23 protein-coding genes and 1 pseudogene are annotated in these 25,994 nt (G+C 65.1%); 22 read left to right on the top strand and 2 right to left on the bottom strand.

Annotated elements, in window-relative coordinates; genetic code table 11:
- Window positions 1–22: 22 nt before the first annotated feature.
- Entirely contained in the window at window positions 23–769 is a 747-nt protein-coding gene (locus ICJ04_RS17880) for a glutamine amidotransferase (RefSeq protein WP_188325495.1), read from the bottom strand.
- The gene (locus tag ICJ04_RS17875) at window positions 741–2,552 is read right to left on the bottom strand and encodes a GspE/PulE family protein (RefSeq protein ID WP_223202937.1); all 1,812 of its coding nucleotides are present in this window, start codon (window positions 2,550–2,552) and stop codon (window positions 741–743) included. The genes ICJ04_RS17880 and ICJ04_RS17875 overlap by 29 nt, the downstream gene beginning before the upstream one ends.
- 148 nt (window positions 2,553–2,700) lie before the next feature.
- Here ICJ04_RS17875 and glyQ point away from each other — a divergent pair, with 148 nt between their 5' ends.
- The 22 genes and pseudogenes from glyQ to ICJ04_RS18435 all read left to right on the top strand — a co-directional run.
- Window positions 2,701–3,615, top strand: a complete 915-nt coding sequence (gene glyQ, locus ICJ04_RS17870; RefSeq protein WP_188325493.1) for a glycine--tRNA ligase subunit alpha — start codon at window positions 2,701–2,703, stop codon at window positions 3,613–3,615.
- Window positions 3,616–3,684: 69 nt separating this feature from the next.
- Window positions 3,685–5,754 carry a glycine--tRNA ligase subunit beta gene (gene glyS, locus ICJ04_RS17865; protein WP_188325492.1) on the top strand — a complete coding sequence of 690 codons (2,070 nt, stop codon included), beginning with the start codon at window positions 3,685–3,687 and terminating at the stop codon, window positions 5,752–5,754.
- Between the two features lie 139 nt (window positions 5,755–5,893).
- On the top strand, window positions 5,894–6,652 hold the full coding sequence (locus ICJ04_RS17860) for a helix-turn-helix domain-containing protein (RefSeq protein ID WP_188325491.1): 759 nt from the start codon (window positions 5,894–5,896) through the stop codon (window positions 6,650–6,652).
- On the top strand, window positions 6,649–8,367 hold the full coding sequence (gene sctC, locus ICJ04_RS17855; RefSeq protein WP_188325490.1) for a type III secretion system outer membrane ring subunit SctC: 1,719 nt from the start codon (window positions 6,649–6,651) through the stop codon (window positions 8,365–8,367). Before ICJ04_RS17860 ends, sctC begins: the two co-directional genes overlap by 4 nt.
- A complete protein-coding gene (gene sctW, locus ICJ04_RS17850; protein WP_188325489.1) occupies window positions 8,354–9,487 on the top strand; it encodes a type III secretion system gatekeeper subunit SctW in 1,134 nt (377 codons plus the stop codon). Before sctC ends, sctW begins: the two co-directional genes overlap by 14 nt.
- Entirely contained in the window at window positions 9,487–11,571 is a 2,085-nt protein-coding gene (locus tag ICJ04_RS17845; protein ID WP_188325488.1) for an EscV/YscV/HrcV family type III secretion system export apparatus protein, read from the top strand. The genes sctW and ICJ04_RS17845 overlap by 1 nt, the downstream gene beginning before the upstream one ends.
- On the top strand, window positions 11,568–11,951 hold the full coding sequence (locus ICJ04_RS17840) for a hypothetical protein (RefSeq protein WP_188325487.1): 384 nt from the start codon (window positions 11,568–11,570) through the stop codon (window positions 11,949–11,951). Before ICJ04_RS17845 ends, ICJ04_RS17840 begins: the two co-directional genes overlap by 4 nt.
- Complete coding sequence (locus ICJ04_RS17835) at window positions 11,948–13,240, top strand: FliI/YscN family ATPase (protein ID WP_188325486.1); 1,293 nt, start codon at window positions 11,948–11,950, stop codon at window positions 13,238–13,240. Before ICJ04_RS17840 ends, ICJ04_RS17835 begins: the two co-directional genes overlap by 4 nt.
- Window positions 13,224–13,691, top strand: a complete 468-nt coding sequence (locus tag ICJ04_RS17830; protein WP_188325485.1) for a hypothetical protein — start codon at window positions 13,224–13,226, stop codon at window positions 13,689–13,691. The genes ICJ04_RS17835 and ICJ04_RS17830 overlap by 17 nt, the downstream gene beginning before the upstream one ends.
- The gene (locus ICJ04_RS17825) at window positions 13,667–14,806 is read left to right on the top strand and encodes a hypothetical protein (protein WP_188325484.1); all 1,140 of its coding nucleotides are present in this window, start codon (window positions 13,667–13,669) and stop codon (window positions 14,804–14,806) included. Before ICJ04_RS17830 ends, ICJ04_RS17825 begins: the two co-directional genes overlap by 25 nt.
- Complete coding sequence (locus tag ICJ04_RS17820; RefSeq protein WP_188325483.1) at window positions 14,803–15,735, top strand: FliM/FliN family flagellar motor switch protein; 933 nt, start codon at window positions 14,803–14,805, stop codon at window positions 15,733–15,735. Before ICJ04_RS17825 ends, ICJ04_RS17820 begins: the two co-directional genes overlap by 4 nt.
- The gene (locus tag ICJ04_RS17815; RefSeq protein ID WP_274603068.1) at window positions 15,732–16,406 is read left to right on the top strand and encodes an EscR/YscR/HrcR family type III secretion system export apparatus protein; all 675 of its coding nucleotides are present in this window, start codon (window positions 15,732–15,734) and stop codon (window positions 16,404–16,406) included. Before ICJ04_RS17820 ends, ICJ04_RS17815 begins: the two co-directional genes overlap by 4 nt.
- A 43-nt stretch (window positions 16,407–16,449) precedes the next feature.
- Window positions 16,450–16,707 carry a type III secretion system export apparatus subunit SctS gene (sctS, locus tag ICJ04_RS17810; RefSeq protein ID WP_188325482.1) on the top strand — a complete coding sequence of 86 codons (258 nt, stop codon included), beginning with the start codon at window positions 16,450–16,452 and terminating at the stop codon, window positions 16,705–16,707.
- A 5-nt stretch (window positions 16,708–16,712) separates the two neighbouring features.
- A complete protein-coding gene (sctT, locus tag ICJ04_RS17805; RefSeq protein WP_188325481.1) occupies window positions 16,713–17,507 on the top strand; it encodes a type III secretion system export apparatus subunit SctT in 795 nt (264 codons plus the stop codon).
- Window positions 17,504–18,586 (top strand): EscU/YscU/HrcU family type III secretion system export apparatus switch protein, encoded by a 1,083-nt coding sequence (locus ICJ04_RS17800; protein ID WP_188325480.1) that lies wholly within the window; start codon window positions 17,504–17,506, stop codon window positions 18,584–18,586. Before sctT ends, ICJ04_RS17800 begins: the two co-directional genes overlap by 4 nt.
- Before the next feature lie 30 nt (window positions 18,587–18,616).
- Window positions 18,617–19,150: a SycD/LcrH family type III secretion system chaperone gene (locus ICJ04_RS17795; protein ID WP_223202936.1), complete on the top strand. Its 534-nt coding sequence runs from the start codon at window positions 18,617–18,619 to the stop codon at window positions 19,148–19,150.
- 145 nt (window positions 19,151–19,295) lie between these two features.
- On the top strand, window positions 19,296–20,996 hold the full coding sequence (gene sctE / locus ICJ04_RS17790) for a type III secretion system translocon subunit SctE (protein ID WP_188325479.1): 1,701 nt from the start codon (window positions 19,296–19,298) through the stop codon (window positions 20,994–20,996).
- 39 nt (window positions 20,997–21,035) lie between these two features.
- Window positions 21,036–22,286 (top strand): hypothetical protein, encoded by a 1,251-nt coding sequence (locus ICJ04_RS17785; protein WP_188325478.1) that lies wholly within the window; start codon window positions 21,036–21,038, stop codon window positions 22,284–22,286.
- Between the two features lie 67 nt (window positions 22,287–22,353).
- Window positions 22,354–23,361, top strand: coding sequence for an IpaD/SipD/SspD family type III secretion system needle tip protein (locus ICJ04_RS17780; protein ID WP_188325477.1), 1,008 nt, complete (start codon window positions 22,354–22,356; stop codon window positions 23,359–23,361).
- Window positions 23,362–23,374: 13 nt separating this feature from the next.
- Window positions 23,375–25,132, top strand: a complete 1,758-nt coding sequence (locus tag ICJ04_RS17775; protein ID WP_188325476.1) for a hypothetical protein — start codon at window positions 23,375–23,377, stop codon at window positions 25,130–25,132.
- Complete coding sequence (locus ICJ04_RS17770; protein WP_188325475.1) at window positions 25,119–25,376, top strand: acyl carrier protein; 258 nt, start codon at window positions 25,119–25,121, stop codon at window positions 25,374–25,376. The genes ICJ04_RS17775 and ICJ04_RS17770 overlap by 14 nt, the downstream gene beginning before the upstream one ends.
- A 224-nt stretch (window positions 25,377–25,600) precedes the next feature.
- Window positions 25,601–25,948 (top strand): annotated as a pseudogene (locus tag ICJ04_RS18435) (lytic transglycosylase domain-containing protein); the annotation flags it as partial.
- Window positions 25,949–25,994 lie beyond the last annotated feature (46 nt).

Below are 25,994 nucleotides of genomic sequence, written 5' to 3'. Positions count from 1 at the left end.
GGCATCGCCCTGCGTCAGCCGATTATCCCTGTTTTATGACGGCGTGACCTGAAGCGTGGCGGGCCTGGCGCACGAAACGGCGCAACAGCTGACGCGCCAGCGGTGCGGCACTGACCGCGCGCTCGATGCTGCGTGCGCAGCCACCGTGCTGGGTGATGCATTGCGCGCGGGCGCGGACGTAGCCGCGCATGTGGTGGGTGGCGAACTCGGGATGGAACTGCACGCCCCACGCGCTGTCGCCCCAGCGGAAGGCATGGCAGGCATCCAGCTTGGAGCGGGCCAGCACGGCGGCCCCATCGGGGGCGCGCAGCACCGTCTGCATGTGCGTGGCGTGCGCCGGGAAGCACGCAGGCAGCCCGGAAAACAGCGGATCGTCGCCGGCCGCCGGATCCAGGGACAGTTCGATGGTGCCGGATTCGCGCCCGGCCGGGTTGTAGTCCACTTCGCCCCCGAGCGCATGCGCCAGCAACTGGTGCCCGTAGCAGATGCCGAACACCGGGGTCCCGCCGTGGACGGCATGCCGCAGCCACGTCGCACTGCGCTCGCTCCATTCGGCGCGGTCGGTGACGTAGGCGGCCGACCCGGTCACCAGCACACCGGCGTAGTCGCGCACATCCGGCAGCGCATCACCGTGCTCGGCGTCGACTACCCGCGTCTCGTGTTGTTCCAGACCGGCGGCGACGCGGATCCAGTGCGGAAAGCGCCCATAGCGACGCAGCGCCGCCAGGGGGCGGCCGGTCTCAATGATCAGGAAGGGCAGTGGATTCATCGGCGGCAGGGACGACAGACAGGACTTCCTCGATTGTAGTCAGCCCCAGGGCCACCTTTTCAAGGCCTGCCTGACGCAGGGTGCGTAGTCCGGCACCGCGCGCTTCACGCGAAAAAGCGGCCAGATCCATGTCGGCGCGGATCCGTCCACGCAGCCGCGAACCCAATGGCAGCAACTCATACAGCCCGATCCGGCCGAGGAAACCGGTGCGTCGGCACTCCAGGCAACCGACCGGACGGTACGGCGTTGCGGCATCTGGATATGCCATCTGGCCATCAGCCAGCACCGCCCAATCGGCGGCTTCGAGCACCTGCGGCACCTTGCAGTGGGGGCACAGCGTCCGCACCAGGCGTTGGGCGAGGATGCCGTTGAGGGTGGAGGCCAGCAGGTAATGCGGCACCCCCAGATCGAGCAGGCGGGTGATCGCCGAGGGCGCGTCGTTGGTATGCAGCGTGGACAGCACCAGGTGGCCGGTGAGCGAGGCCTGCACCGCCATCTGCGCGGTTTCCAGATCGCGGATTTCGCCGATCATGATGATGTCCGGATCCTGCCGCAGCAGGGTGCGCACGCCGCTGGCGAAATCCAGGTCGATGTTGGTCTGCACCTGCATCTGGTTGAACTCGGGGGCGATCATCTCGATCGGATCTTCCACGGTGCACACGTTGACGTCCGGCGTAGCCAGGCGCTTCAGCGTGGAATACAGCGTGGTCGTCTTGCCGGAGCCGGTGGGGCCGGTCACCAGCACGATGCCGTGTGGCTGCTCGACGAGCGTGTTCCAGCCGGCGGCTTCCTGCGGACTGAAGCCCAGCTGGTCGATGCTCTTGAACGCCGCATCCGGGTCGAAGATGCGCATCACGCACTTTTCGCCGAACGCCGTGGGCATGGTGGAAATACGCATTTCCACCTCACGCCCGCCGGGGGAGCGGGTCTTGATGCGGCCATCCTGCGGCCGCCTGCGCTCGCCCAGGTCCATCCGGCCCAGCACCTTGATCCGGCTGACCACAGCGGTCATCACCGCGGGCGGAACCTCGAACACTTTGTGCAGCACGCCGTCGATCCGGAAGCGCATGCGCCCCATGTCCCGGCGTGGCTCCAGGTGGATGTCCGATGCGCGCTGTTCGTAGGCGTACTGCAGCAACCAGTCGACGATGTGCACGATGTGCTGGTCGTCGGCATTGACGTCGCCGGCACGCCCCAGTTCCACCAACTGCTCGAAGCTGGGCAGGGTGCTGCTGGTTTCCGAACGGACGTCGCCACGCGCCCCCCGCACCGAGCGGGTGACGCCATAGAACTCCATCGTGTAGCGATGCAGGTCCAGCGGATTGACTACGGCCAGTTCGATGGTGCGACGGCTGAGATGCTGCAGGTCGCGGCGCCATTCCTGTGCCAGCGGCTCGCTGGTGCCCACCAGTACCCGCTCGCTGTCCACCGCCAGCGGCAGGAAGCGGTGCCGGCGTGCATAGGCATGCGATACCAGCGAGGTCACGCTGGCCACGTCCACCCGCGTCGGGTCGATGCGCAGGTAGCGGGTACCGGTGCGCTTGGCCAGCCAATCGGTGAGCCGCTCCAGTCCCAGCTCGCCGCCGCCCGTGGCCGACAGCTTCAGGTTGGCCAGCAGCACCAGCGGATGCACGTCGCTGGCGTTCTTGGCACCCTGCGCGGAGAAGCGGACACGATCCAGGTCCTGTGGCGCGATCAGGCCATCGGCGACCAGTGCCGCGGCCACCTGTTCGAACACCAGACGGCCCTGTGGCAATGGCAAGGCACTGCCGGGGGAGGACATGTTCGGGTGCTGCTCCATCGACCAGGTTCCTTGTGGACCGCCTGTTGCGTTGAAAACCGCCGCCGCCGGGGGCCTGACGGCGTCCAGCGCCCGGCGGTGGTCGCTCGTTATACTAGCGCACCCCTTTCGCAGGCCAAGAATCGTCCGCATGTCCGCGACCACGACCGTTCCGATCACCTTCCAGGGTCTGATCCAGACCCTCAACCAGTTCTGGGCGCAGCAGGGCTGCGTGCTGATCCAGCCGCTCGACCTGGAAGTGGGCGCCGGTACGTTCCATCCGGCGACCTTCCTGCGTGCGATCGGTCCGGAAACCTGGAATGCCGCGTACGTGCAGCCCTCGCGCCGTCCCACCGACGGCCGTTACGGCGAGAACCCCAATCGTCTGCAGCGCTATTACCAGTACCAGGTGGCGATGAAGCCGGCGCCCGACAACATCCAGCAGCTGTATCTGGATTCGTTGAAGGCGCTGGGCATCGACCCGCTGGTGCATGACCTGCGCTTCGTCGAGGACAACTGGGAATCGCCGACCCTCGGCGCCTGGGGCCTGGGCTGGGAAGTGTGGCTCAACGGCATGGAGGTGACCCAGTTCACCTACTTCCAGCAGGCCGGTGGGCTGGAGTGCCGGCCGGTGCTGGGCGAGATCACCTACGGTCTCGAGCGCTTGTGCATGTACCTGCAGAACTGCGACAACGTCTACGACCTGGTGTGGACCTACGGTCCGGATGGCACGCCGGTGACCTACGGCGATGTCTACCACCAGAACGAAGTGGAACAGAGCACGTACAACTTCGAACACGCCGACGTGGAAGAAATGTTCCACCGCTTCGATGCCTGCGAGCGCGAGGCGAAGAAGCTGGTCGAACTGGGCCTGCCGCTGCCTGCCTATGAACAGGTGACCAAGGCCAGCCACGCCTTCAACCTGCTCGATGCACGCCGAGCGATCAGCGTGACCGAGCGCCAGCGCTACATCCTGCGGGTGCGCGCGCTGGCCCAGGGCGTGGCCCAGGCCTATTACGAGCAGCGCGAAAAGCTGGGCTTCCCCGGCGCGAAAGCGCAGGCCTGAGCCCCGTATCTTCCCGAACACACGGGCGCTGGCCGCGTCGCGCGCTGCGCCCCCAACTGGATTGAACCGATGAGCCATCTGTCTCCCCTGCTGATCGAACTGGGCACTGAAGAACTGCCGGTCAAGGCCCTGCCGGGCCTGGCGCAGGCCTTCTTCGACGGCATCGTCGACGGCCTGCGCAAGCGCGGCGTCGAGCTCGACCTCGGCGATGCACGCCCCCTGTCGACCCCGCGCCGGCTGGCCGTGCTGTTGCCGGGCGTGGGCACCGAGCAGCCCGAACAGCGCAGCGAGGTGCTGGGCCCGTACCTGAACATCGCACTGGACGCACACGGCCAGCCGACCAAGGCCCTGCAGGGATTTGCCGCCAAGGCGGGCATCGATTGGACCGCGCTGGAAAAGACCAGCGACGCCAAGGGTGAGCGCTTCGTCCACCGCGCGGTGAAGCCGGGCGCGCGTACCGCCGAGCTGCTGCCGGAGGTGCTGCGCGAGGCCATAGCGGCCATGCCCATCCCCAAGCCGATGCGCTGGGGCGACCATGCATGGGGCTTCGCCCGCCCGGTGCACTGGCTGGTGCTGTTGCACGGTGCGGACATCGTCGACGCCGAGCTGTTCGGCCTGAAGGCAGACCGCATGAGCCGCGGCCACCGTTTCCACCACGACAAGACCGTGTGGCTGACGCAGCCGCAGGATTACGTGGAATCGCTGCGTTCGGCCTTCGTGCTCGTGGACCCGCAGGAGCGTCGTGAGCGCATCGTCGCCCAGGTGCAGGCGGCAGCCGCCGAAGCGGGTGGCAGCGCCCGCATCACCGATGACAACCTCGGCCAGGTGGTCAACCTGGTGGAGTGGCCGTCGGCCGTGCTGTGCAGCTTCGAGCGCGCGTTCCTGGCGGTACCGCAGGAAGCGCTGATCGAGACGATGGAGATCAACCAGAAGTTCTTCCCCGTGCTGGACGATGGCGGCAAGCTGACCGAGAAGTTCATCGGCATCGCCAACATCGAGTCCAAGGACGTGGCCGAAGTCGCCAAGGGCTATGAGCGGGTGATCCGTCCGCGTTTCGCCGATGCCAAGTTCTTCTTCGACGAAGACCTGAAGCAGGGGCTGGAATCCATGGGTGACGGCCTGAAGACCGTGACCTACCAGGCCAAGCTTGGCAGTGTGGCGGACAAGGTCGCACGCGTCGTCGCGCTCGCCGAAGCCATCGCGCCGCAGGTCGGTGCCGAACCGATCCTGGCAAAGCGTGCGGCGCAGCTGGCCAAGAACGATCTGCAGTCGCGCATGGTCAATGAGTTCCCGGAGCTGCAGGGCATCGCAGGCCGGCATTATGCGGTGACGGGCGGCGAGTCGCCCGACGTCGCGTTGGCCATCGACGAGGCCTACCAGCCGCGGTTCGGTGGCGACGACATCGCGTTGTCCGCACTGGGCAAGGTACTGGCCATCGCGGAGCGGCTGGATACCCTGGCCGGTGGCTTTGCCGCGGGCCTGAAGCCGACCGGCAACAAGGACCCCTTCGCCCTGCGCCGCAACGCGCTCGGCATGGCCCGTACCATCATCGAAAGCGGGTTCGAGCTGGACCTGCGCGCGCTGCTGACGCAGGCCAACGCCGCCCTGGCCCCGCGCAACGTGCAGGCCGATATCGGTGAACTGTACGACTTCATCCTTGAGCGCCTGCGCGGCTACTACGCGGACAAGGGCGTGCCCGCCGCGCATTTCAACGCCGTGGCCGAGCTGAAACCGGCATCGCTGTACGACTTTGATCGTCGCATTGACGCGATCGGCACGTTTGCGTCGCTGCCGGAAGCCCCGGCGCTCGCTGCAGCCAACAAGCGCATCGGCAACATCCTGCGCAAGGCCGACATCGACATTCCCGGCCAGATCGATCCCGCGCTGTTGCAGGAAGATGCCGAACGCGCGCTGGCCGAAGCCGTCGCCGCCGCCATCGACGATACCGGTGCGAGCCTGCAGCAGAAGGACTACATCCGCGTGCTGGAGCGCTTGGCACGCCTGCGGCCGCAGGTGGATGCCTTCTTCGACCAGGTGATGGTCAATGCCGATGATCTGGCGGTGCGGGGCAACCGCCTGGCCCTGCTGAAGCGGCTTGCGGACCGGTTCGATGCGGTGGCATCGCTCGCACAGCTGTAAACACGCGCCACCACAGCGGGGCGCAGTGCAGTATCAGGGGGCGTGACAGGAGAGGCCTGTCACGCCTTGCTGCAATCTGTAAGAAAAATCGCAATTCGGCTCATAGCCCGACACGCGCTGACGCAACACCATCAGCGTCATGCCGCTCACTGCCTCCCCTCCCCAAGCACCACGCAGTCCTTCATCGGCCTTCACGCAGCTGCTGCCGCGCAACGAGTCCGTGCTGGTCATCGCCGGCCACGAGCCGGCCCACCTCCGTATCGGAACCCATTCCGCGGCCGCCCGCCAGCATCATCTGCTGCCCGCCGGCAACACGCTGCTGGTGTGTGCGGGTAATCGGCCCCTGACCTTGTGGGGTATGGGGTGCGAACCGCATCCCGTCTGCAGTGGACTCAGCCGCCTGCTGGCGTTCCATGACCACGGCATGGACGTGCAGCGTCCGCTGCCGCAGGACCGGCGCCAGCCGGTCCTGCTGTCGACCGCGCGTGACCTGCGCAATGCGGACGTCGCCCGCGACTGGCTTATGGAGCACCTGCTGAGCGGCGACCAGAACGTCGCCCAGGTCGCTTCGGCATGGGCCGTATGCGAACCGTACCAGCTGGTGCGCTTCGTGCTGGAGCACCCGGATCTTGGCGTACAGCAACTGGCAGACCGTTATGGATTGTCGGTGGCGCAGTTCCGCCGCATCGGCCGAAAGGCGTTCGACCGCTCACTGAAAGAACAGCTGCGACTGCTGCGCGCGGGACGTGTGCTGTATCGCTATGCCGATACCGGGCAGACCTTCACCCGGCTCTCTTCCGACTTCGGCTTTTCCTCGCCTTCGCACTTCTGCAGCGAGATCAAATCCCTGCTCGGCAGGTCACCGCGCTCCATCTACCAGTCAGTCCATTCCCTGTGAACTTTTCGTGCCGCACCCTCTCCCTGTTCGCCCTGTTGGCGACCAGCACGCTGCTGACGCCGCTGTCTGCCCATGCGCAGACAAACGCGGACATTCCATTGGAAAACACACCCATCCGCCACCGTGGCGAGCTCTCCGCGGACACGACCTTCGTGTCGCGTGGCGACGGCGTCAGCCTGCTGCTGCAGTCGGTGGCCGCGCAGATGAAGGTGCCGGTGATCGTCAGTTCCAGAGCGCAGAAGAAGCGTATCCAGGGCAGCTTCAACCTGACCGAGCCGCGTGCACTGCTCGACCAGATCGCACGCGACGTCGGGCTGATCTGGTACAGCGACGGCCAGACCCTCTACGTGCACGACGCCAGCGAAACCCGCAATGCCGTGGGGCACATGCAACATGCATCGCTGGCGGTGCTGGACGATTTCCTGCGTCGTACCCGTCTCGCCGACACCCGGCATGCACTGCGTGGTGCAGCGGGCGATGGGACGTTCTACGTATCCGGCTCGCCGGTGTATGTGGAGATCGTCCTCAATGCAGCACGCTACCTCGACGAGCTGTATCGGGGGGCCGATGCACGCGCCGAACATGTGGAAGTGATCACGCTGCGCAACAGCTTCGCGCAGGGACGGCGGTACGGCATGCGCAGCTGGGATACCACGCTGCCCGGCATGGCCGAGGTGCTGGCCAGCGTGCTGACCGACTCCGGTGTCAGCAACATCATCGTGCGACGACCCGAGCCCGACGCGCTGGTCGAGGATCCGAGCAGCGACGCCGCCGTGGCCACGCGACAGGGCGTGGCCGTGGATGGTGACGCACGGCGCAGCGCAACGCGCGCGTCTGCCGGCGGCGCGTCGCCGCCGACCATCGTGGTCGCCTACCCGGAAACCAACAGTCTGATCGTGCGCGGCACGCTGTCCGGCATCCAGAAGGTGAAGCAGCTGGTTGCCGAGCTGGATCTGCCGCGCAAGCAGGTAGAGCTGTCCCTGTGGATCATCGACGTCCAGAAGAAACAGCTGGACGCGCTGGGCGTGAAGTGGAGCGGCCAGGTGGGTCTGGGCGGTCGTCTGGGCCTGGGCTTCAACGGCGCCACGTCCACCCTCGATGGCGAACGCTTCCTTGCGTCGGTGACGGCCTTGTCCGAGCGTGGGCACGCCAGCGTGGTGTCACGCCCCGTGCTGCTGACCCAGGAGAACGTGCTCGCTCATTTCGACAGCAACAGCACCTTCTACGCGCGCCTGCAGTCCGAGCGCGCCGCCTCGCTGGAAGCAGTGACCTACGGCACGTTGATCAGCGTGCTGCCACGCGTGTCCGCGGAAGACGAAGTGGAAATGCAGCTGAAGATCGAAGACGGCACCTCCAGTGGCAAGGAGGTTGAAGGACTGCCGGTGATCAATCGCACCACGATCGATACGGTGGCCCGGGTTCCGCACCACCTCAGCCTGCTGGTGGGCGGCTACACACGCCACGAGCAGGCGCGGGATCGTACGGCGATACCCGGTCTGGGCCGTATTCCGTTCCTGGGTAATGCGTTCCGACACCGCAGTGATCGCCATCAGGAGTTGGTCAGAGTGTTTCTGATCCAGCCTCGGGTGCGGACACCGGATGATCTGCTGCCAGGCGCCGGATTCAACACCCTTGATGATCTTGCACTGCCCCTGCCGGCGCATCTCGAGCGTGTCCGCGGCAGCGTGCGGGAGGCTCTGCATGGCACAGATTGACGTGGGCGCCGTGCGCGCCCCTGCCTTGCCGCCGCGTGCTCGGCAGTTGCCTGTGGCAGCGCCGATGATCGAGGAGGAGCCTGCTTCATCGACGACGGCCGCACGCCGCAGCGATCTGCGGCAGGCGAGTGCGCTGCATCAGGCGCTGGCGATGAACGATGATCTGGCCGGGCTGGTGTCCAGCATGCGACGGAACCGCACCCGTGATGCCGAAGAGGCACCGGCGCACGCGCAGGCATGGCTGGACCATGTGCTGGATCCGGAAGGCCCCGAGAAGCTGGCCGCGTTGCGCCTGCAGGTGCGCCAGCTCGCCTCGGTGGACGTGGCCGCACTGCGCGCCCTGCTGATGAAGCTGTTCGCCGATCCGAGCGATGCGGTGGCGGCCCTGCGCACGCTGCGCTCCAGCCAGGAGCTGGAAGATCTTGCGCAGGTACTGGCCGAGCTGGAGCAGGAGCTGTTGGGAGGACGGGACGCACAGGGGCGTGCGGTCCGTGCCGGCCTGAACGTCGCGCTGAAGGCGCGTCTGCATGCGAAACCCTTGGCGGCCACGCCTGTGCAGCTTCGGCAGACCTACCGCGAGTTCCTGGCATACGGCGAGCCGCTGGACAGCTACGAGGAATGGATCGCGCTGTACGGGTTTGAACGTCGCAGCCGCGTGGTGGACTTCATCGAACATGCCATGGCGGCCGACATGTATGCGCTGGATCCGTCCTGCTCGCGGGTGGAGTTCGGCCAGCTGCTGCAACGCGTGCGGCAGATCACCACCCTGCGTTCGGCTGATCACCTGCTGCTGGCCTGTTGTTGGGACGCCGCCATGATGCCGCGGATAGGGGTGACCCAGCCCGACCTGCTGATCGCCCTGTTCGGCATGATCCGCAACGGCGGCGGGCTGCAGCCGATGTTCGATGCCGTCTTCGTGCAGGTGGCCGGCGTGCTGGATACCGAAGAGAAGGTTCGCCTCGCGCAGGGGCTGCGGCGCTTTCTGAAATCCGTGCCGCATGGCCTCTGGTATGCCCCTGACCAACAGGTGCGTGCACTGGATGAGGTGGAGGATCTGCTGTCAGCCGCGCTGAAGCAGGAACAGCAGCGTAACGGCAGCCGTCACTGGGTGGCCGTCTGATGGCCGCGCTGCGACGCCCGGCCAACGGCCTGGGCCAGGTGGCACGGACCCTGCTGCGACCCGAGCTGGCGCTGGTGGTGCTGATGGCGGTGATCATCGGCATGTTGATCGTTCCGTTGCCCACGTTCCTCGTGGACCTTCTGATCGGCGTCAACCTGCTGATCGCGATCGTGATCTTCCTCAGTTCGTTCTACGTCGAACGCATTCTCAACTTCTCCACGTTCCCATCGGTACTGCTGTTCACGACGCTGATGCGGCTTGCCTTGTCGGTCAGCACCAGCCGCTTGATCCTGGTGGACGCCGATGCCGGTCATATCGTGTCGGCCTTCGGTGAATTCGTGGTGGCCGACAACCTGGTGGTCGGCTTCGTCATCTTCGCCATCGTCACCATCGTGCAGTTCATCGTCATCACCAAAGGCTCCGAGCGTATTGGTGAAGTGGTGGCACGGTTCTCGCTTGACGGCATGCCCGGCAAGCAGATGGGCATCGACGCCGACCTGCGCGCCGAGTCCATCGATGCGGCTGGCGCGAAGCTGCGCCGCCGCGAGGTCGAAAAGGAAAGCCAGCTCTACGGTTCCTATGATGGTGCGATGAAGTTCGTGAAGGGCGACGCCATCGCCGGCATCGTCATCGTCTTCGTGAACCTGTTCGGTGGCATTGCCGTCGGCATGCTGCAGCACGGGATGGGCTTCCAGGAAGCGCTGAAGGTGTTCACCCTGCTGACCATCGGCGATGGCCTGGTCGCACAGATCCCGGCACTGCTGATCTGCATCAGTGCCGGCTTCGTGGTGACCCGCGTCGGCGGCGAAGAGGGCAACCTCGGTGCCAGCATCATCAAGGAACTCTTCAGCAGCCAGAAGGTGCTGGTCATCGCCGGCACCCTGCTGCTGCTGCTCGGCTTGCTGCCCGGGTTCCCGTTGATCATCTTCCTGACCCTGGCGGCAGGCCTGTTCGCGCTGGCAGCGTGGCGCACACGGGAGGAGGCGGCCGCGGGCACCGGCGAGGTCGATGCCGCCGGGCGCGCGATCGGCCAGGACGGCCGGCCGACCACGCCGGGCGCGCAGAAGCAGCTGGGTCACGACGGCAAGCAGGTCAACGAGACCGTGCCGCTGCTGCTGTTGTTGCCGCCCGCCCACTACGCCACGTGGAGCAAGGCAGGCGTGGAGGCCGCCCTGCGTGACCGCCTGCATCTACGTGCCGGCATGCAGCTGCCCTACATGTTGATGCGCGAGCACGACGGCGGGGCGCATCGTGTCATCGTCATGATCAACGAGATCACGGCAGCAAGCGCCGACATCGTGCTCGACCATGTCCGCGTGCTCGCCGACAGCGACGAACTGACGATGCTGGACAACGGCATCGCACTGCCTGCCCTTGGAGGTGGCCCGCCACAGTGCTGGATGCCCGCCAGCATGCAGGGACAACTGCAGAGCATGGGGATGGGCACGCGTAGCGACCAGGAAGAACTGCAGCTGCTGGTGCATGACGCCCTGATGCGCAACATCGGCGAGCTGTTTGGCATCCAGGAGACCAAGCATCTGCTGGACGACACCGAGAAACGCTTCCCCGAGCTGTTGAAGGAAGTGCACCGCCACATCCCGGTCCAGCGCGTGTCGGAGGTGCTGCAACGCCTTCAGCGCGAAGGGGTGTCGATCCGCAACATGAAGATCATCCTGGAGACCCTCGCGCAATGGGGCCAGCGCGAAAAGGATGTGATTCTGCTGGTCGAGCATGTGCGCGGCGGACTGGCGCGCTACATCTCATCGCAGCACGCGCGCGACGATCGCATCGCGGCCGTACTGCTGGCGCCAGACACCGAACAGCTGGTGCGTGCAGGCATCCGCCAGAGCCAGGGCGCCGCATTCCTCAATCTGGACCCCGCACAGTCCGAACAGCTGCTGGATCGCATCGTGATCGTATTCGAGCCTCTGCTGGCCAATCGCCCCGAGGCGGTGCTGCTGGTGGCGCCCGACGTGCGCCGTTTCGTGAAGCGTTTCGTCGAGACCCGGCTGCCGGGTCTTTCGGTCCTGTCGTTCTCGGAAGTATCCGATGCCGTCTCCCTTGATGTCGTGAGATCACTATGACCCTCAAAGAAACCCTCTGCCAGGCACTTGACCAGCTTGGCGCCGACTCCGGCGACTATCAGTTCGACGATCACTCCACGATCGTCATGTCTTTCGATGACGTCGGCGATATCTACCTCGATCCCCGTGACGGCGAGCAGGTCTGGTTATGGGGCATGATCGAAGAGGTCAGCGAACAGGCGCGCAGCGTACTGGCCGAGCCGCTGTTGGCCGAGGTCATCCGCCCGGTAGGGCATTGGGACGCCGGTGCGATGGTGCTCCGCGCAGATGGGCGGGTAGGCGGCATGCTGCACCCCGAGTACGTGATCGAGCCGTCGCGGTTGGCCGAGGCATTGCAGGACTTCCACGAATGCCTGGCGCGGATGCAGGCCATCCGATGACGCTGCTCCGGTCACCCTGGCGCCCCGCCGCACATCCTGCGGCGATCATCGGGTCCATGCTGCGCGCGCCGTTGCCGCAGGTGGCGATCGGTGAGCTCTGCCGACTGCAGAGCAGCGCGCAGGACGATTCCTGCGCCGGGCTGGGCACCGTCGTGGCCGTCGAGCATGGGATGGCCTCCATCGGCCTGCTGCGCGACAGCGCGGGATTGTCCGCGCAGTGCCTGGTGATGCCGACAGGGCGGGGCCCGATGCTGACCTTGTCCGATCACGTGCTGGGCAGCGTCCTGGACGGCCAGGGCAACGAGGTCGAACGCTTCTCGGCGCCGGTGCTGTCGCATGCGATGACACGCCGGATAAACGGAGCCGCGGTCGACTACCGCCAACGCCGCTCGATCGACACCCCCCTGTGTACCGGCATTCGCGCGATCGACGGCCTGCTGACCTGTGGCGAGGGGCAGCGCGTCGGCATCTTCGCTGGCGCAGGTGCAGGCAAGACCACGCTGGCCGAAATGCTGCTGGACAACGCCGACGTCGATATCAGTGTCATCGCGCTGGTCGGCGAACGCGGCCGCGAAGTGGCGACGCTGGTGGAGCGGCTGCGTCTTTCCCCGCAGGCCGCACGTACCGTGGTCGTGCAGGCGACATCAGACACCGCGCCGGCGCTTCGCAGCCAGGCACCGCTGATTGCCACCACCATCGCCGAGCACTTCCGCGAACAGGGGGCCCGCGTGCTGCTGGTGATGGACTCGGTGACCCGCTACGCACGCGCATTGCGGGAACTTGCGCTGGGCGCGGGCGAGCCGCCGGCACGCCGTGGCTTCCCGGCCTCGGTCTTCGAGGCGCTGCCGCGCCTGCTGGAACGCAGCGGGCGCACCGGGCAGGGAAGCATTACGGCGTTTTACACGGTGCTGCTGGAGGACGAGCAGGACGCCGACCCGATTGGTGAAGAGGTCAAATCGCTGCTGGACGGGCACCTGTATCTCAGCAGTCAGCTGGCCGGACGGGGTCACCTGCCTGCACTGGATGTGCTGCGCAGTGGCAGCCGCCTGTTCGGTACGTTGGCCGACCCTGCGCACCAGCAGGCGGCCGGGCGCGTGCGTGGCCTGCTGGGGACGCTGGACGACCTGCAGCTGATGCGCGACCTGGGCGAGTACACGCCGGGTGTCAGCGCCGTGTATGACAGGGCGGTCGCCAGCGAAGCCGCACTGCATGCCTTCCTGCGTCAGGGTCAGCATGAACGAAGCGCATTGCCGCACACGCTGGGAGCCCTGCATGAACTCGCCCGTTGACGCGCGTGGCTTGCGGTTGACCAAGCTCAAGCAGGCGCAGCGCCAGCTCGCATTGTTGTCGGCGCAGGCGCAGCAGCGAGCGGCGGCACAACGTCGCGAAGAAGCCGCCGCGCTCCGTGCATCCGCCGAGCAGACCCTGCACCTGGCCACCCTGCAACCGGAAGACGGCCTGACCCGCAGCCTGTTGTTTGATCGCCTGCGGGTGCTCGCGGTAGCGAGGGCCCATGCACTGGAGACAGGCCACGCCGCCGGCGACATGGAGGCCGACGCCACGCGCTGCGACGCCGCAGAGCGCGTGCAGCGTGAACGGGCTGCGCTGCAGCACCGGAAGCAGAAAAAGCTGGAGCACTGGCATGCGCAGCAGCGCCGAGCGACCAACCGGCTCCGCGAGAGCCGTCTTCACACTCAGACACTGGATGAAATCGCATGTCGACGCCGCTCCCCGCGCTGAACGTTCCGCGCGCTCCTGGTCACCTTGACCGCTCCGCACCGGATACCTCCGTCGTGCCGCTGCTGCGTCGTATCCGCGAGCAAACCGTCGTCTCCGGGCCTGACGATGAGGAAAGCACGAGTCGTGACGACGACGGCATGGAGCCGGTAGCCGAAGATACGCCCGCCGATTCCATCACAGCAGACGGCAATCTCTTCCTGGCCAGCGCGCAGGCAACACGACTGTCCGATGGCTTGATTCCCCGACCCGCCCCCGGCGCTGTCGGAACGGTGGTGTCCACCATGCTCGAAGCGATGCTCTCTTCCACGCCTCCTCAGCGGATGGAAAAACAGCGCGGTGAGCTTGCACTGCGCATGCCCAAGGGCACAGCGGCCGACCCGGCGCGCGACGACATGACGCGGGGCAGACGTGCTGACACAGCCCGGCCGGTGGGTGTCGTTACCTCCGGCCTCCCTGATGCGCCGTCTCCATCCGCATCTCCCTCTCCGTCTCTGGTTGCCGACGCCACGACGCAGCCGTCCGACGGATCGGCACGGCCAGCGCGCTTGCCAGATGCCCTGCCTGTCAGCGAGGAACCGTCCACGCAACGCAGCGCCGCAGCACCCGTGCCGGCACCTGCAGCACTGTCATCGGACGTGGCTGCAACGGGTGCGCCCCCAACGGTGGACCACCGCCTGCGCGAGCCGGCCGATGCACGCAGCCTGGCATTGCCGCTCACGTCGTTGGTGGACACGTTGTCCACCGCGCGGGGATTCATCGCAGCAGCGCACGCAGAACCCCGCACGCGGACCCCCGGCACAGCCTTCAGATCGATAGCTGAGCTGAAGGAGCTGCCCACCCTGCACCGTCCGGTCAGCGTCACCGTACCTTTCAGCAGCTGGGGGCCAGGTCACCAGGTCACCGCGACGTGGATGCAGGCCGTGTTGCCGGGCACCGCACCGGCCGCCATCACGCTGCGCAGCAGCAGTGACGCCGCCCAGCGCGCAGTAGACGGCGCACTGACTGCCCGCGATGGCGGCGTGCCAGGCACGGTAGAGATCCAACGCGCGGATGACGCCCACGATGATCGGGAAAAGCGTGGCAACGTGCCTGGCCTGCCGGAGGATGAGGAATGAGCCAGCGGTTTCCTTCGCTGGCCGTGGTCGATCCACAGGCGCTGCACGTCCAGACCCTGCTGCAGTCACTGCATCGCAGTGGCGTACGTAGCGTCGCCAGCCTGCCGCCGGCGACGGCCTGTCTGCGTTTCCAGCTGATCTCCGGTGCGCTGTGCATGACGTGCCGTGTCGAAGCGAACGCGTGGGCGGCCGTGCACCTTCCCGAACTCGGAGGGTTCGACTGGTCTGCCATGGCGCCGCAGGTTCTGGCCGGCCTGACCGCGCTGGCACGCCCGTTGGAATTCGTCGATGCCGTTCTCGACTACGCCACGGCTCGTCCGCTGCCTCCGGACAACCACGGCCCGGCACCGGGACCGTTGCCCCACGTGCTGGCTGCCGAAGGGGACGTCTGGATCGAATCACTGACCGGCCCGCTTCCTGCTGCGCGTCAGCCGTTACCCCTCCCGGTCGGCCTGAAGGTGCCCATCCGCCTGCAGCTCGGCGAAGTCAGCATCACCCCGCGCCGGCTGCGTCGATTGCGCTCCGGCGACATCGTGCTGATTCCCGCGCCGGTCCTTCGCGCATGGCGCGGCACCTGCCCACTGTTCGACTTCACCCTTGATACGGATGCTTTCACCGTGACTATCGTCCACTCACCCTTCGACCCTGACCTCGACGTGCCCGATCCGGGCCTGCACGCTGACGATCCGCTACTGGATACGAAGGGTCTGAATGACCTGCCGTTGGAGCTGCATGTCCAGCTATGCCGCTTGACCCTGCCCCTGGGTGAGCTGGCCGGCCTTCGCGAGGGAAGCGTGGTGCCCTTGCCTGAGCAGGCAAGCCAGCAGGTCGCGCTGGTGCACAACGGGCACCGCATCGCCACCGGTACGCTGGTGCAGGTGGGTGATCAGCTGGGCGTACAGCTTGCGCAGGTTCCGAGACTGACATGAGCGTCATGCACATCAACAACGATGTGTCGTTGATCGCGATACTGGCCGCCGCCGCGGTGCTGCCCTTCGTGGTCGCGGTGGGAACGTGCTACATCAAGTTCAGCGTGGTGTTCACGCTGATCCGCAATGCGCTGGGCCTGCAGCAGGTGCCTTCCAACATGGTGATCAACGCGTTGTCGTTGATCCTGGCGTTCTATGTCATGCACCCGATTGTCAGTTCAGTGCAGTCCGCGTATCAGGAGCTCGAACAGCCCTTGAATACGGTGCAGGAGACCGCCGACTTCCTCGACAGCAGCCTGGGAGAGTATCGCGCCTACCTGGCACGTCACGCCGATCCTGAACTGCTGCGCTTCTTCGAGCGCGCCCAGGTCACCGACGGCGCAGACGTGCCTGCTGCGGACACGGCAGCCGAAGACCGCTCGCTGTTCGCGCTGCTGCCTGCCTACGCACTGAGTGAGCTGAAGGACGCCTTCCTGATGGGCTTCTACCTGTATCTGCCTTTCATCGTGGTGGACCTGATCGTCTCCAGCATCCTGCTCGCTCTGGGCATGATGATGATGAGCCCGGTGACCATCTCCGCGCCGATCAAACTCATCCTGTTCGTGGTGCTGGATGGCTGGAGCCTGCTGTCGCAGGGACTGGTGCTGCAATATCTGGATGTGCCGGCATGACGCGCACACTGTCCGTGAGCGCCCGCGGCAACGGAGCGCTGCAATGAACGAACTGATCAACATCGGCAACAAAACGCTGATGCTGGTGCTGTTGCTGTCAGCCGGCCCGGTCATCGTGGCGACGCTGGTGGGCCTGCTCATCGGTTTGTTCCAGACGGTGACCCAGTTGCAGGAGCAGACGCTGCCGTTCGGCGCGAAGATGCTGGCGGTGGTGCTGACCGTGCTGGTCATGATGGGCTGGATGTCGCGCACGCTGATCGACTTCGGCAGCCTGGTGTTCGGCCGCGCGCTGGGGGTGTAGCGCTGATGGGCCTGACCCCGCTGGACACTGCGTTCATGCAGGCGATCGGCGACCACGCCGTGCCAGCCACGCTCGGTCTGGCACGGCTGCTGGCCTGTTTCGCCTGGCTGCCCTATCTATCCAGCGGGGCCATGCCCTCGCGCATGCTGCGAGTCGTCCTGGCCTTGGCGGTACTGATCGGCCTGTGGCCGGTGACAGAGACCATACAGCGACCGCTGGACATGCCCTCCCTCGGACTGGCGGCGATGCGCGAGGCCCTGATCGGTACGGTGCTGGGCGTGATGCTGGCGCTGCCGTATCACGTCTTCCATGCCATCGGCTCGGTGATCGACACCCAGCGCGGTGCCGGCGTCGGCGCGATGCTCGACCCGCTTACCGGCGTGGAAGCGACGGAGATGGCGAACCTGCTGCAGATGATGAGTGCGGTCGTCTTCCTGGTGGCCGGTGGGCTGGTGCCCCTGCTTGAAGCGGTCCAGGGCAGCTATGTACTGGTGCCCATGGGCGGCGGCTTCCTGCCGGACCTGCCGAGCATCCATGGCTTCATGGATATCGTGCTGTCCGCCGCGATCCGCATGGCGGCCCCGGTACTGCTGCTGTTGTTGCTGGTGGAGATACTGCTGGGCGTCATCTCGCGGTTCGCACAGCAGCTCAATGCATTCTCGGTTTCGCTGACAGTGAAGTCGGTCATCGCGTTCGCCGCGATGCTGTTGTACCTGATGCTGACGATGACCGAGCAGGTGCCGGCCCTGTGGCGGCAGTATCCGGTACTGCGTGCTCTCGTTCCGGGCGATGTGCCGTGAGCTCCGGTGCAAGCGAGAAAACCGAGAAGCCGACGCTTCAGCGACTCAAGAAGGAATCGAAGAAGGGAAAGTCCTTCAACAGCCGTGACCTGGTGGCCGCCAGTGTGTTGTGGGCAGGGCTGCCGGCGATCGGACTGCTGAGCTCGTTGCTGCCATTGGCAAACCTGTACGTGGACATCGTGCGCGGTGGTTTCGCGATCACACCGACGGCGGCCGTCCTGGCGGCATTGCGGGCATTCCTGTTGGCGCTGGCGCCCACGCTGCTGGCCGCCGCGGTGGCGGTGGTGCTGTGCTCGCTGTGGATGAGCAAGGGGAGGATCGCCTCCGAGGCCATTCGTTTCGACCTCAACAAGCTCAATCCAGTCAACGGCTTCAAGAATCTGTTTTCGTTCCGCGTACTGAAGGATCTGCTGCGCAGCGTCCTCTACCTGGTGTGCTGCGGGTTGTTCGCCTGGCTGGCCTTGGCGCTGTGGGGTCCCGATGTCCTCAGCCAGATCCATGCCAGCGACACCCAGCTGGCCGCGCTGTGGCGACATGTCGCGATGATGTTCGGGCTGGGCCTGCTGCTCGCCCTGGCCCCCGTGTATCTGCTTGCCGGCTGGCTGGACCATTTCCTGTTCATCCGGGAAATGAAGATGGAAAAGCACGAGGTCAAGCGGGAGAACAAGGAAAACGACATCAAACCCGAGCTCAAACAGCGCCGTCAGGAAGTCAACGACGAACTGTCCGCACAGGTGCAGGCCGATACGCGCGGCTCCACGGTCGTCCTGGCCAACCCGACCCACATCGCCATCGGCATCTTCCTGATGGATGACGACATGCCGATGCCCTTTGTGGCCGTGCGCGAGCGAGGCGCCCGCGCGCGCAAGGTGATCGCGCTGGCCGAAGCCAACGGTGTACCGGTCGTGCGTGATGTGAGGCTGGCGCGCGCCATCTACTTCAGCACGCGACGCTACCGCTTCGTGCATGACCGCAGCATCGAGCCGGTGATGCAGATCGTGCGCTGGCTGCGCGACGTGGAGCGTGCCGGCCAACCCGACGCGGACGACGACCCGCCGCCGCCGCCTCTGTCCCACTGAGTATCCACCGCCCACCAACTGGAGCACTACATGACCATTGACCACGATCCCACCCGCGCCCCGACAGCGGCTGCCGACGAAAGCGAGATGACCCGGATGATCATGGAGGGCCTGCGCGAGGGAGCAACCGTTGCGGACCTGAAGGGGGTAACCCGTGACACCCTCGAAGGTGTGTATGCCATTGCCCACCGCTTCTACCAGAACGGACAGCTGGACGAGGCGGAAGCGTTCTTCCGGTTCCTGTGCCTGTATGACTTCTACAACGCCGACTACGCGCTGGGCATGGGTGCCGTGTTGCATCTCAAGCGCGAGTACGAGAAAGCCATCGGCATGTACGCGGTCGCGCAGGCCCTGGATCTGGCCGACGATCGCCCGATGTTCCATGTGGGCCAGTGCCACTTGGCGCTCGGTCGGCTGCGCAAGGCCCGCGAGTGCTTCGAGGCCGTCGCCGGACGGGCGGCGGGGAGCGAGTTGGGCACCCGTGCCGAGGCTTATCTGCAGGCGGTCAAGGGCGACCGTACACCTGGTTCAGAAGATTCCACCGGCTCCAGTGGCGAGGGGTGAACTCCACGCCTTGTCATCCGTACGCCACCGCCTGAAGAGCCGGCATTCAAGGATGGAAACTGAAAGCCGTGTCGGTCTGCCATCGGGATACTGGGCCATCTGAACCAACCGTCGCCCTGACAGCCCCGCGATGCAGCGGGCCGGCTTGCCGGTCCTGCGCCAGCCGAGCGCCACAGCAAGAGGATTTCCCATGAGCATGCCCCTTTCACCCGCGCCAGCGCCACTCCCCCTGGTGTTCCGCCGTAGCGGCCACGAGTCCGCCATCCAGGCAGCGAAGGGCTTTGGCGCCGGAGTTTCCCCCGCGCAGGTTGATCGGGTGAGTGCCGAACTGTTCGCTACCTTCGCAGCCAGTGCGCCCCGTGCCGAAGGTGCGACCCAGGCGCAAAAGGACGCCGCTACCCTGCGCGCACCAGACCTCGCCCGACTTTACCGTGCGGCGGGGGACGAGGGCAGGCGTATGTCCCCTGAGAGCCTGCTCACTCTGTTGCTGGGCAATCTGCAGGAGCTTCTCTCCGACCAGCGATCCAGCCGGATGGAGCAGAGGCTGCAGGTGTATCGCTCTCAGCTGCAGGCGCGTGCACAGCACGCTGGCGACCTGTCAGCGGCGATGCAGGCTGCCCTGGATGCTGCCACGGCGGCGCAGGAGGCCGCGGGCGCAGCGGCAACCGAAGCAGGCGCCCAGGAAGGCGCGCTGGAAGCGGCGCGTGAACACGTCCAGCGGTTGCAGGGCGAGCTGGATGCACTGGACCCTGCCGATCCGGCACATGCAGACAAGCAGGCCGAGCTCGCTTCAGCGCGCCAGGTACTGCAAGAGGCGCAGGGTCGCTTTGACGCCGCGTCGAGCGCACTGGACGAAGCGGTCGCGTTGCTCGATGTCCGACTTGGGTACCTTGATGAGCAGGAAGAAAGGCTGCGCGGCTTCAATAAGGGCCAGCCAACGGTTACGGGTGATGCAGAGCGGAAACTGAACTCCAGCGACACGCTCACGATGCTGATGGCAGTCATCAGTCAGCTGATGGGCAAGCACGCCGACAGCACCCTGAAAAGCATGAGCGAGTTCACGATCCAGACCATCAAGGCGCGGCAGGCGAAAGAACAGGAACGCATTCGCCAGCACGAAGAAGAGCTGCAGCGCGCGCGCGATGCAGAGAAGAAAACCGGGTGTGCCGGCAAGATATTCGGTTGGATTGGCGCGGCGGTCGGCGCCATCGCGAGCATCGGGGCCATCGTCGTGGGCGCGTTGCACGGCAATATCGCACTGATCGCCGGCGGGGTGATGGGCATGATGCTCACCATTGACAGCATTGTTGGCATGACCACGGGTGTGAGCGCTGTCGGCATGGCAGTCGAGCAGGTGAGCAAGGGCACCTCTGCAGCGCTGGTCGCATTCGGCGTTCCTGAGGCACTGGCCAAGCAGATCGGATCCATCGCCGCCACGGTAGTGGTCATGGTGGCGATCATTGCAGCGATGGTGGTTACCGGCAATGTGGCGGCCGCAGGCAGGACGGCCGCCAGCACAGTGGCGTCAACGGCGCGGATGATCGAACAGGCGACCAAAGTCATGCAGTTTCTGGCCCAGCTGGCGGGTGCTGTCGGCCAGACCGTGCACAGCGTCGGCCAGGTGGTCGTGGCCGGCATCATGATCGAGGTCAAGAAGCTGTTGAAGTTGATCCAGGAAAGCCTGTTCGGCGATCAGGTGCTGCAGGACATGATGCGGATGATTGCGGAAGCAGGCAGCCGTACGCATCGTCTGGCGTTTGAACTGGTGGCGCAGATGAGCGAGGTCCAGAGGGACCGCGCAGAGACAGCAGCCCACGTCATCGGCCATGTGCGCCACCGCGCCTGAGCGCGGCCACTTCATTCAATTCCCCAAGGAACACTTTCAATGGCACAGATAACTTCCATCCTGCAGCCCGCGCTGCAGCGCTTCGCCCTCGCACCGAATACCGCTACGAAACCGTCAGCGCAGGACGAGGCGCAGGCCGAACGTGCCGCCGATATGGCGACCCGGCAGATCGAAGGGTCGCGGCAGGATCCTCCGCGCCGTTCCGCGCCGGAGCTTGCCGAGCCGGTCGCGTCCGTGGCCGGTTTCGCTGGGCTGGGCGCGTTGCTGCCGCTGATCGCTGGCCAGCATCCGGCGATGGTGCCGGGTGCGACCGCCGAGGCGTTTGCCGTGCTGCACCGGACTGCAGCAGTCTCGGCGGCCGACACTGCCGCAGATGGTATGCACCCCGTGCAGGTGGTCGATCAGTCCCGGCGGTTGATCGGATTGGCGACGTCCGATGGCCAGCTGGCTCTGCCTACCCGTGAGGACCTGAGTGTGCTGCGCCGCGATTTGCCGGAGGCAAGTGCGCTGCTGGACGAACTGGATCAACTGCCGGATGAGAAGCTGACGTCGGGTCTGGGCAGCAGCACCCGCACCGATTACATCCTGCTGCTGGTGGCGTTGTTGATGCAGATGGGGGCCAGTCAGCGCGAGCAGGCGGTGGCCATGGTGAAGTTGGCCGAGCAGTCGGTGAGCGCGATGACCGGCAGCATGGTGGCATCGGCGAAAGCAACGCAGTCCACCAAGATAGTTGCCGCTGTGGTTGGCGGGTTGATGGCCGGCGGCGGCGTCGCCCTGGGTGGGGCTGCCGCCTACAAGGGCGTGCAGAACCTGCGCACCAACAAGGCGACGGCTGATGCTGCCACGGCCAGCGCCAACCGCGCCAACAGCCAGACGGCTGTGGGCATGAACAACGCACCGGCCGGTCCCAGCGCGCGCCCGCCCCACGTGGAGGCGTTGCGGCAGCGTCCGCAGACTTTGCAGGAAACCGCCGCAGTGCACGAGACCGAATTTGCCGTCAACAACACCCAGATCGGCGTGGTGGCCAACGCCGGCCAGGCGGTCACCCAGACCAGCATGAGCGTGGGCGCCGTCGCCGGATCGCCGTTTGATCTGCAGGCCACCGCACATACGGTGGATTCCGAACGTGACCGCATCAACAAGGACATTGAGGTCGAGCTCGGCAGCAAGATCAACCAGGACGCCAACAAGAGCAGTGAAAGCCAGCAGGCGATGTTCAACACCTTGGTCAACCTGGAGCAGGAAAACCAAGACGGAGTGAAGCACGTCATCAGCAACATGGGTCGGTGATCACGCGTGTCTTCATCCGGGCCAAGCCGCGCTGCCGCGCTACACCTTTCACCTTATTGAGCTTCCCATGAAAATCGAATCAAGTCCTCCCCGTGCCGCTGTTGCGATGCCGATTACGTTCCGCCAGGGACGCGACGCGTCCATGGACGCTACCAGCACGTGCATTCCCTCTTCCAAGCAGATTCGCCCGTGCCCCCTGCAGACCTGTTTCGGTACGCTCACCCACAGCAGCCTGCCTTCTGACGACGTGGCGTCGATGCTTCAGCTGTCGATCCATCAGGCAGTACTGTCCTTGGACAAGGAACGCGAAGCGACCTTCGACGCCCTGCGCCATTCGCCGTGGCTCTCAATAGCTGACGCAGATTCCGGCGATGCGCATGCACAGAACGTCATGCAGCAGGCTCGGGAAATCCTGGCCGGGCTGCTGTCGGTCGATGAAATCGAAGTTGCCGAGCAGCGAGCAGGGGGCTCACACAGTGATTTCTTCAAGGAAATCGCCGACCTGATAGGCCGGCTTGATAATGACTGGATCAGGAAGTATAGCGATCTCCTTGCGGGCTACGTCGGGTTCTACAAAGAGCTGACCGATATCCTGGCCGATCTCAAGGCCAATCTTGGAACACCGGACAAGGACGGTAACGTCAACGTCAACTTCACAGCTTTACGCGCGAGGTTGGACAAGCTGAAGGCCGACTGGAAAAACAAGGGGTTCGGCGAAGTATTCGGCACGGAGGCGGCAGCGAAGCAGTTCCTCGCTGAGCTGGGTATCGAGGGCCTGACCGTCGTTGAGGTCAAGCCTGGCGGTGGCTGGCAGATCAGTATCGATACGAAGCTTATCGATTCACTCACACACGTGTTTCCCCGGAAAGTAGGTCCCATCAGCGCGAGTGCGCTGAATGAAATGATGGCGCAGAAAGAAGTGATGATGGAACGTTTCAATTTCATCAACCGCGCGCTTCCGGAAAAGTACCAGCGGCAGCTGCAGATGTGGGATTCGTTGGTGAAGATCCTCAGCAGCACCATTACTGCGGTCACCGATGCGGATCAAGCGTTCATTCGGGCAATGGCCGGCTGACAGGAGAATAGAAATGACTGTTACTACAGCAAATCAACTTGCGTTCAATGCGAAATTTCACCAGGCTTGGCCGGAGCAGCAGGGCAAGGGCAGTTTCCGCAAGGTCACTGTGGGGAACGCGTCGCCTTTGCAACGCAGTGCGTCCATGAGCGATCTGCGTGCCCCTGATAAAAGCGTGCCGAGGTCGCCCCAGGGAAACATGTCTGGCACCTTCCAGGGTGGCGGGTCGACCGAGAGCGTGGACAGCGGGTTTGATCTTGATGTGAACGCGCCTGATGGTTTCAGCCATGGCATGGGTGAGCACCCGGGCACAGACAACAGTGGCGTGGGTCGCGCCGATTATCTGGAACAGCTGAAGCGCGCGCATCCGCTTGATCGAGGGGCGCAGTCAGGCCTGTACCAGCTGCAGCACGGGGAGGACATCGAGAAAGTACTCGCTCCGGTGCTGCAGCGCTGGGACACCGAACAGCCCGCAATGAATGAGCCGTTGGATAAGACGGCCGCGCTGACGTCAGATACGCTGCCCAGCGAGGCCCAGACGCCACCCTCGCTTGTGACGCGCGAGCAGTGTGCGCGAGATATCCTCAAAGATCTGGGCGTGCCATGTAGCCGCATCAATGAGCTGCTGGTACGGCAGGCGTCCAGCCTGGGAGGGACCGCTGTCATCGACGCCTGCCGTCTGCTCGCCATGCCGGAAGTGAAAGCTGATCGACTGGCTTGCAGAGGTCTGGAAAAGAAGCTGGACAACTACCTGGACGCGGCGAAAGGTGATTACTCCGGTGTCAGTCGAGCCTTCGCCTGCGATGCGTTCAGTCAGCTCAGTGAGCTTAAATCCACCATTCAGAAGACGGTCGATACGATAGGGCGTGCTACCCTCCAGAATCGCCTGTTGGCTGATGAGACTCCCGCGCTTCAGGCGGCGGTGGCGAAAAAGAATCCCGGTTTGCCTCCCGAGGTGCTGCGCCGGAGCCTGGCGGATCTGATCAATGCGCAAGGATTCTCGGCATTGACCAAACGGCTTGAAGGCGCGGATGCAAGCGGACTGTTGCAGGACACCGCGTTGTTGCCGCAGCTGGCGCAGGCCGCTGACAACCCGAAGCGGCCGCCGGCAGAAAAGGCCGCCGAGCCGGTCAAAGACTTTGTCAAGCACCTGAGGGATGTGCTGACTGCGATACCGATGCCGACTATTCATAACGACAACAGCGCGAGAAATATCGTTAATCAGGACGGCTGGTACTTCCAAGGGATCAAAGACCCGCGGCCCAACAAGGCGGTAGAACTGGTGTCTCCACCGACCCCGGCATGCCCTGAGGTTGATGCGCTGGAGCCGCAACCGCTGGAGCAGAATGTCGAGGTGGACGAAAACATCGTAGCCAGCAGCGATGCGCCGGTTGACCAGGCTGTGGACATCGAGGATGACGCGCAGCTCCGCGAAGACAACCCACCGCCGCCACCGCCGCCGCCGCCGCCGCACAGCTCCGGGCTACATGGTACTTCTGTACATCCCCTGCACGGGAACTTGATGGAAGACTTGAAGCGGAATCCACGGTATATGGCTGCGCAGCAGGTGGTCACTGTCCAGCCGCCGTCGCCGCAAGTGATCTCGGAAGTTCAGAATGCAACCGATGAGGAAAAAAATAGAAGCACCAGACCCGTCGGCAGCACCGGTCAGCGTGAACGCACTTCGCCGCTCACGCGTCTGGCGACGCCGATCCCGCTCGGCCAGCATGCCTCCGATCTGCGTAACGAGAAGCGAGATGCGGGGACCTGACACACCGATCACGGGACTGCGGCCGTTGATCGCCGTCGTCACCGGGTCAGTCGCCGTGGCAGACATCCGTCCCGGCGACCGGCTGGTCGAAGACCTTGGCCTGGATTCGCTGGAAATCGCGGATCTCCTTGTAGCGATCGAAGAGCGCACCGGCGTGGTGATCACCGCCGAGGCGTTGGCGGGGGCCCGGACAGTGGCCGAACTGGAGTCCGCCGTGCGCCGGCTGCAATGCACCGCAGCGTGATCCAGGCGGCGCTGGCATCAAGCATTGTGCTCGGTGCCAGTGCCTCATCACTGCAGGCCGCGTCCATCTATGCAGGGCTATCGGCCGATGGTCGGCTGGTGGTGGCCGAGCAGCCCGCACGGGGTCTGCGCTTCTTCGATCCCTCCGCCCTGCGCGGCGCAGCGGACCTGCCTCACGTACCGGCGTCAGCCGCCGCACGCTGGCGTCCGCTGATGCAGCAGGTCGCGGAAGAGGTGGGTATCGAGGTCGCGCTGTTGCAGGCGGTGGTCAGCCAGGAATCGGCTTTCAATCCCAGCGCGGTCTCGCGTGCCGGCGCGGTCGGGTTGATGCAGCTCATGCCCGGTACGGCCCGTCGATTTGGCGTGCGTGACCGGTTTGATCCGGCACAGAATCTGCGCGGTGGTGCGCGTTATCTTGCCTGGCTTCTGGATCATTTCAACCAGGATATCGACTTGGCATTGGCTGGCTACAATGCGGGCGAAGGCAGCGTGCGCCGCCATGGAAACAGGGTCCCGCCGTTTGCCGAGACACGGGCTTACGTACACGCTGTCCGACAGCGTTACGCTTACTGAATCGATGCGCCGAGGATCAATGCTTTACAACTCTGCTGATATCGAG

The sequence above is a fragment of the Stenotrophomonas sp. 169 genome, from assembly GCF_014621775.1.
In the GTDB taxonomy this organism is placed as follows: Bacteria; Pseudomonadota; Gammaproteobacteria; order Xanthomonadales; family Xanthomonadaceae; genus Stenotrophomonas.
Note: the sequence above shows the minus strand (reverse complement) of the source record. Positions and strands in the feature narration are given on the sequence as shown.

Excerpts from the sequence above, each read along its gene's own strand:
- ICJ04_RS17860 (WP_188325491.1), top strand. The coding sequence starts at position 5,894 with ATGCCGCTCACTGCCTCCCCTCCCCAAGCACCACGCAGTCCTTCATCG.
- ICJ04_RS17875 (WP_223202937.1), bottom strand. The coding sequence starts at position 2,552 with ATGTCCTCCCCCGGCAGTGCCTTGCCATTGCCACAGGGCCGTCTGGTG.
- glyQ (WP_188325493.1), top strand. The coding sequence starts at position 2,701 with ATGTCCGCGACCACGACCGTTCCGATCACCTTCCAGGGTCTGATCCAG.
- ICJ04_RS17780 (WP_188325477.1), top strand. The coding sequence starts at position 22,354 with ATGAAAATCGAATCAAGTCCTCCCCGTGCCGCTGTTGCGATGCCGATT.
- ICJ04_RS17785 (WP_188325478.1), top strand. The coding sequence starts at position 21,036 with ATGGCACAGATAACTTCCATCCTGCAGCCCGCGCTGCAGCGCTTCGCC.
- sctS (WP_188325482.1), top strand. The coding sequence starts at position 16,450 with ATGAACGAACTGATCAACATCGGCAACAAAACGCTGATGCTGGTGCTG.
- ICJ04_RS17775 (WP_188325476.1), top strand. The coding sequence starts at position 23,375 with ATGACTGTTACTACAGCAAATCAACTTGCGTTCAATGCGAAATTTCAC.
- ICJ04_RS17815 (WP_274603068.1), top strand. The coding sequence starts at position 15,732 with ATGAGCGTCATGCACATCAACAACGATGTGTCGTTGATCGCGATACTG.
- glyS (WP_188325492.1), top strand. The coding sequence starts at position 3,685 with ATGAGCCATCTGTCTCCCCTGCTGATCGAACTGGGCACTGAAGAACTG.
- ICJ04_RS17820 (WP_188325483.1), top strand. The coding sequence starts at position 14,803 with ATGAGCCAGCGGTTTCCTTCGCTGGCCGTGGTCGATCCACAGGCGCTG.
- sctW (WP_188325489.1), top strand. The coding sequence starts at position 8,354 with ATGGCACAGATTGACGTGGGCGCCGTGCGCGCCCCTGCCTTGCCGCCG.
- ICJ04_RS17795 (WP_223202936.1), top strand. The coding sequence starts at position 18,617 with ATGACCATTGACCACGATCCCACCCGCGCCCCGACAGCGGCTGCCGAC.
- sctT (WP_188325481.1), top strand. The coding sequence starts at position 16,713 with ATGGGCCTGACCCCGCTGGACACTGCGTTCATGCAGGCGATCGGCGAC.
- ICJ04_RS17770 (WP_188325475.1), top strand. The coding sequence starts at position 25,119 with ATGCGGGGACCTGACACACCGATCACGGGACTGCGGCCGTTGATCGCC.
- ICJ04_RS17825 (WP_188325484.1), top strand. The coding sequence starts at position 13,667 with ATGTCGACGCCGCTCCCCGCGCTGAACGTTCCGCGCGCTCCTGGTCAC.
- ICJ04_RS17830 (WP_188325485.1), top strand. The coding sequence starts at position 13,224 with ATGAACTCGCCCGTTGACGCGCGTGGCTTGCGGTTGACCAAGCTCAAG.
- ICJ04_RS17840 (WP_188325487.1), top strand. The coding sequence starts at position 11,568 with ATGACCCTCAAAGAAACCCTCTGCCAGGCACTTGACCAGCTTGGCGCC.
- ICJ04_RS17845 (WP_188325488.1), top strand. The coding sequence starts at position 9,487 with ATGGCCGCGCTGCGACGCCCGGCCAACGGCCTGGGCCAGGTGGCACGG.
- ICJ04_RS17835 (WP_188325486.1), top strand. The coding sequence starts at position 11,948 with ATGACGCTGCTCCGGTCACCCTGGCGCCCCGCCGCACATCCTGCGGCG.
- ICJ04_RS17880 (WP_188325495.1), bottom strand. The coding sequence starts at position 769 with ATGAATCCACTGCCCTTCCTGATCATTGAGACCGGCCGCCCCCTGGCG.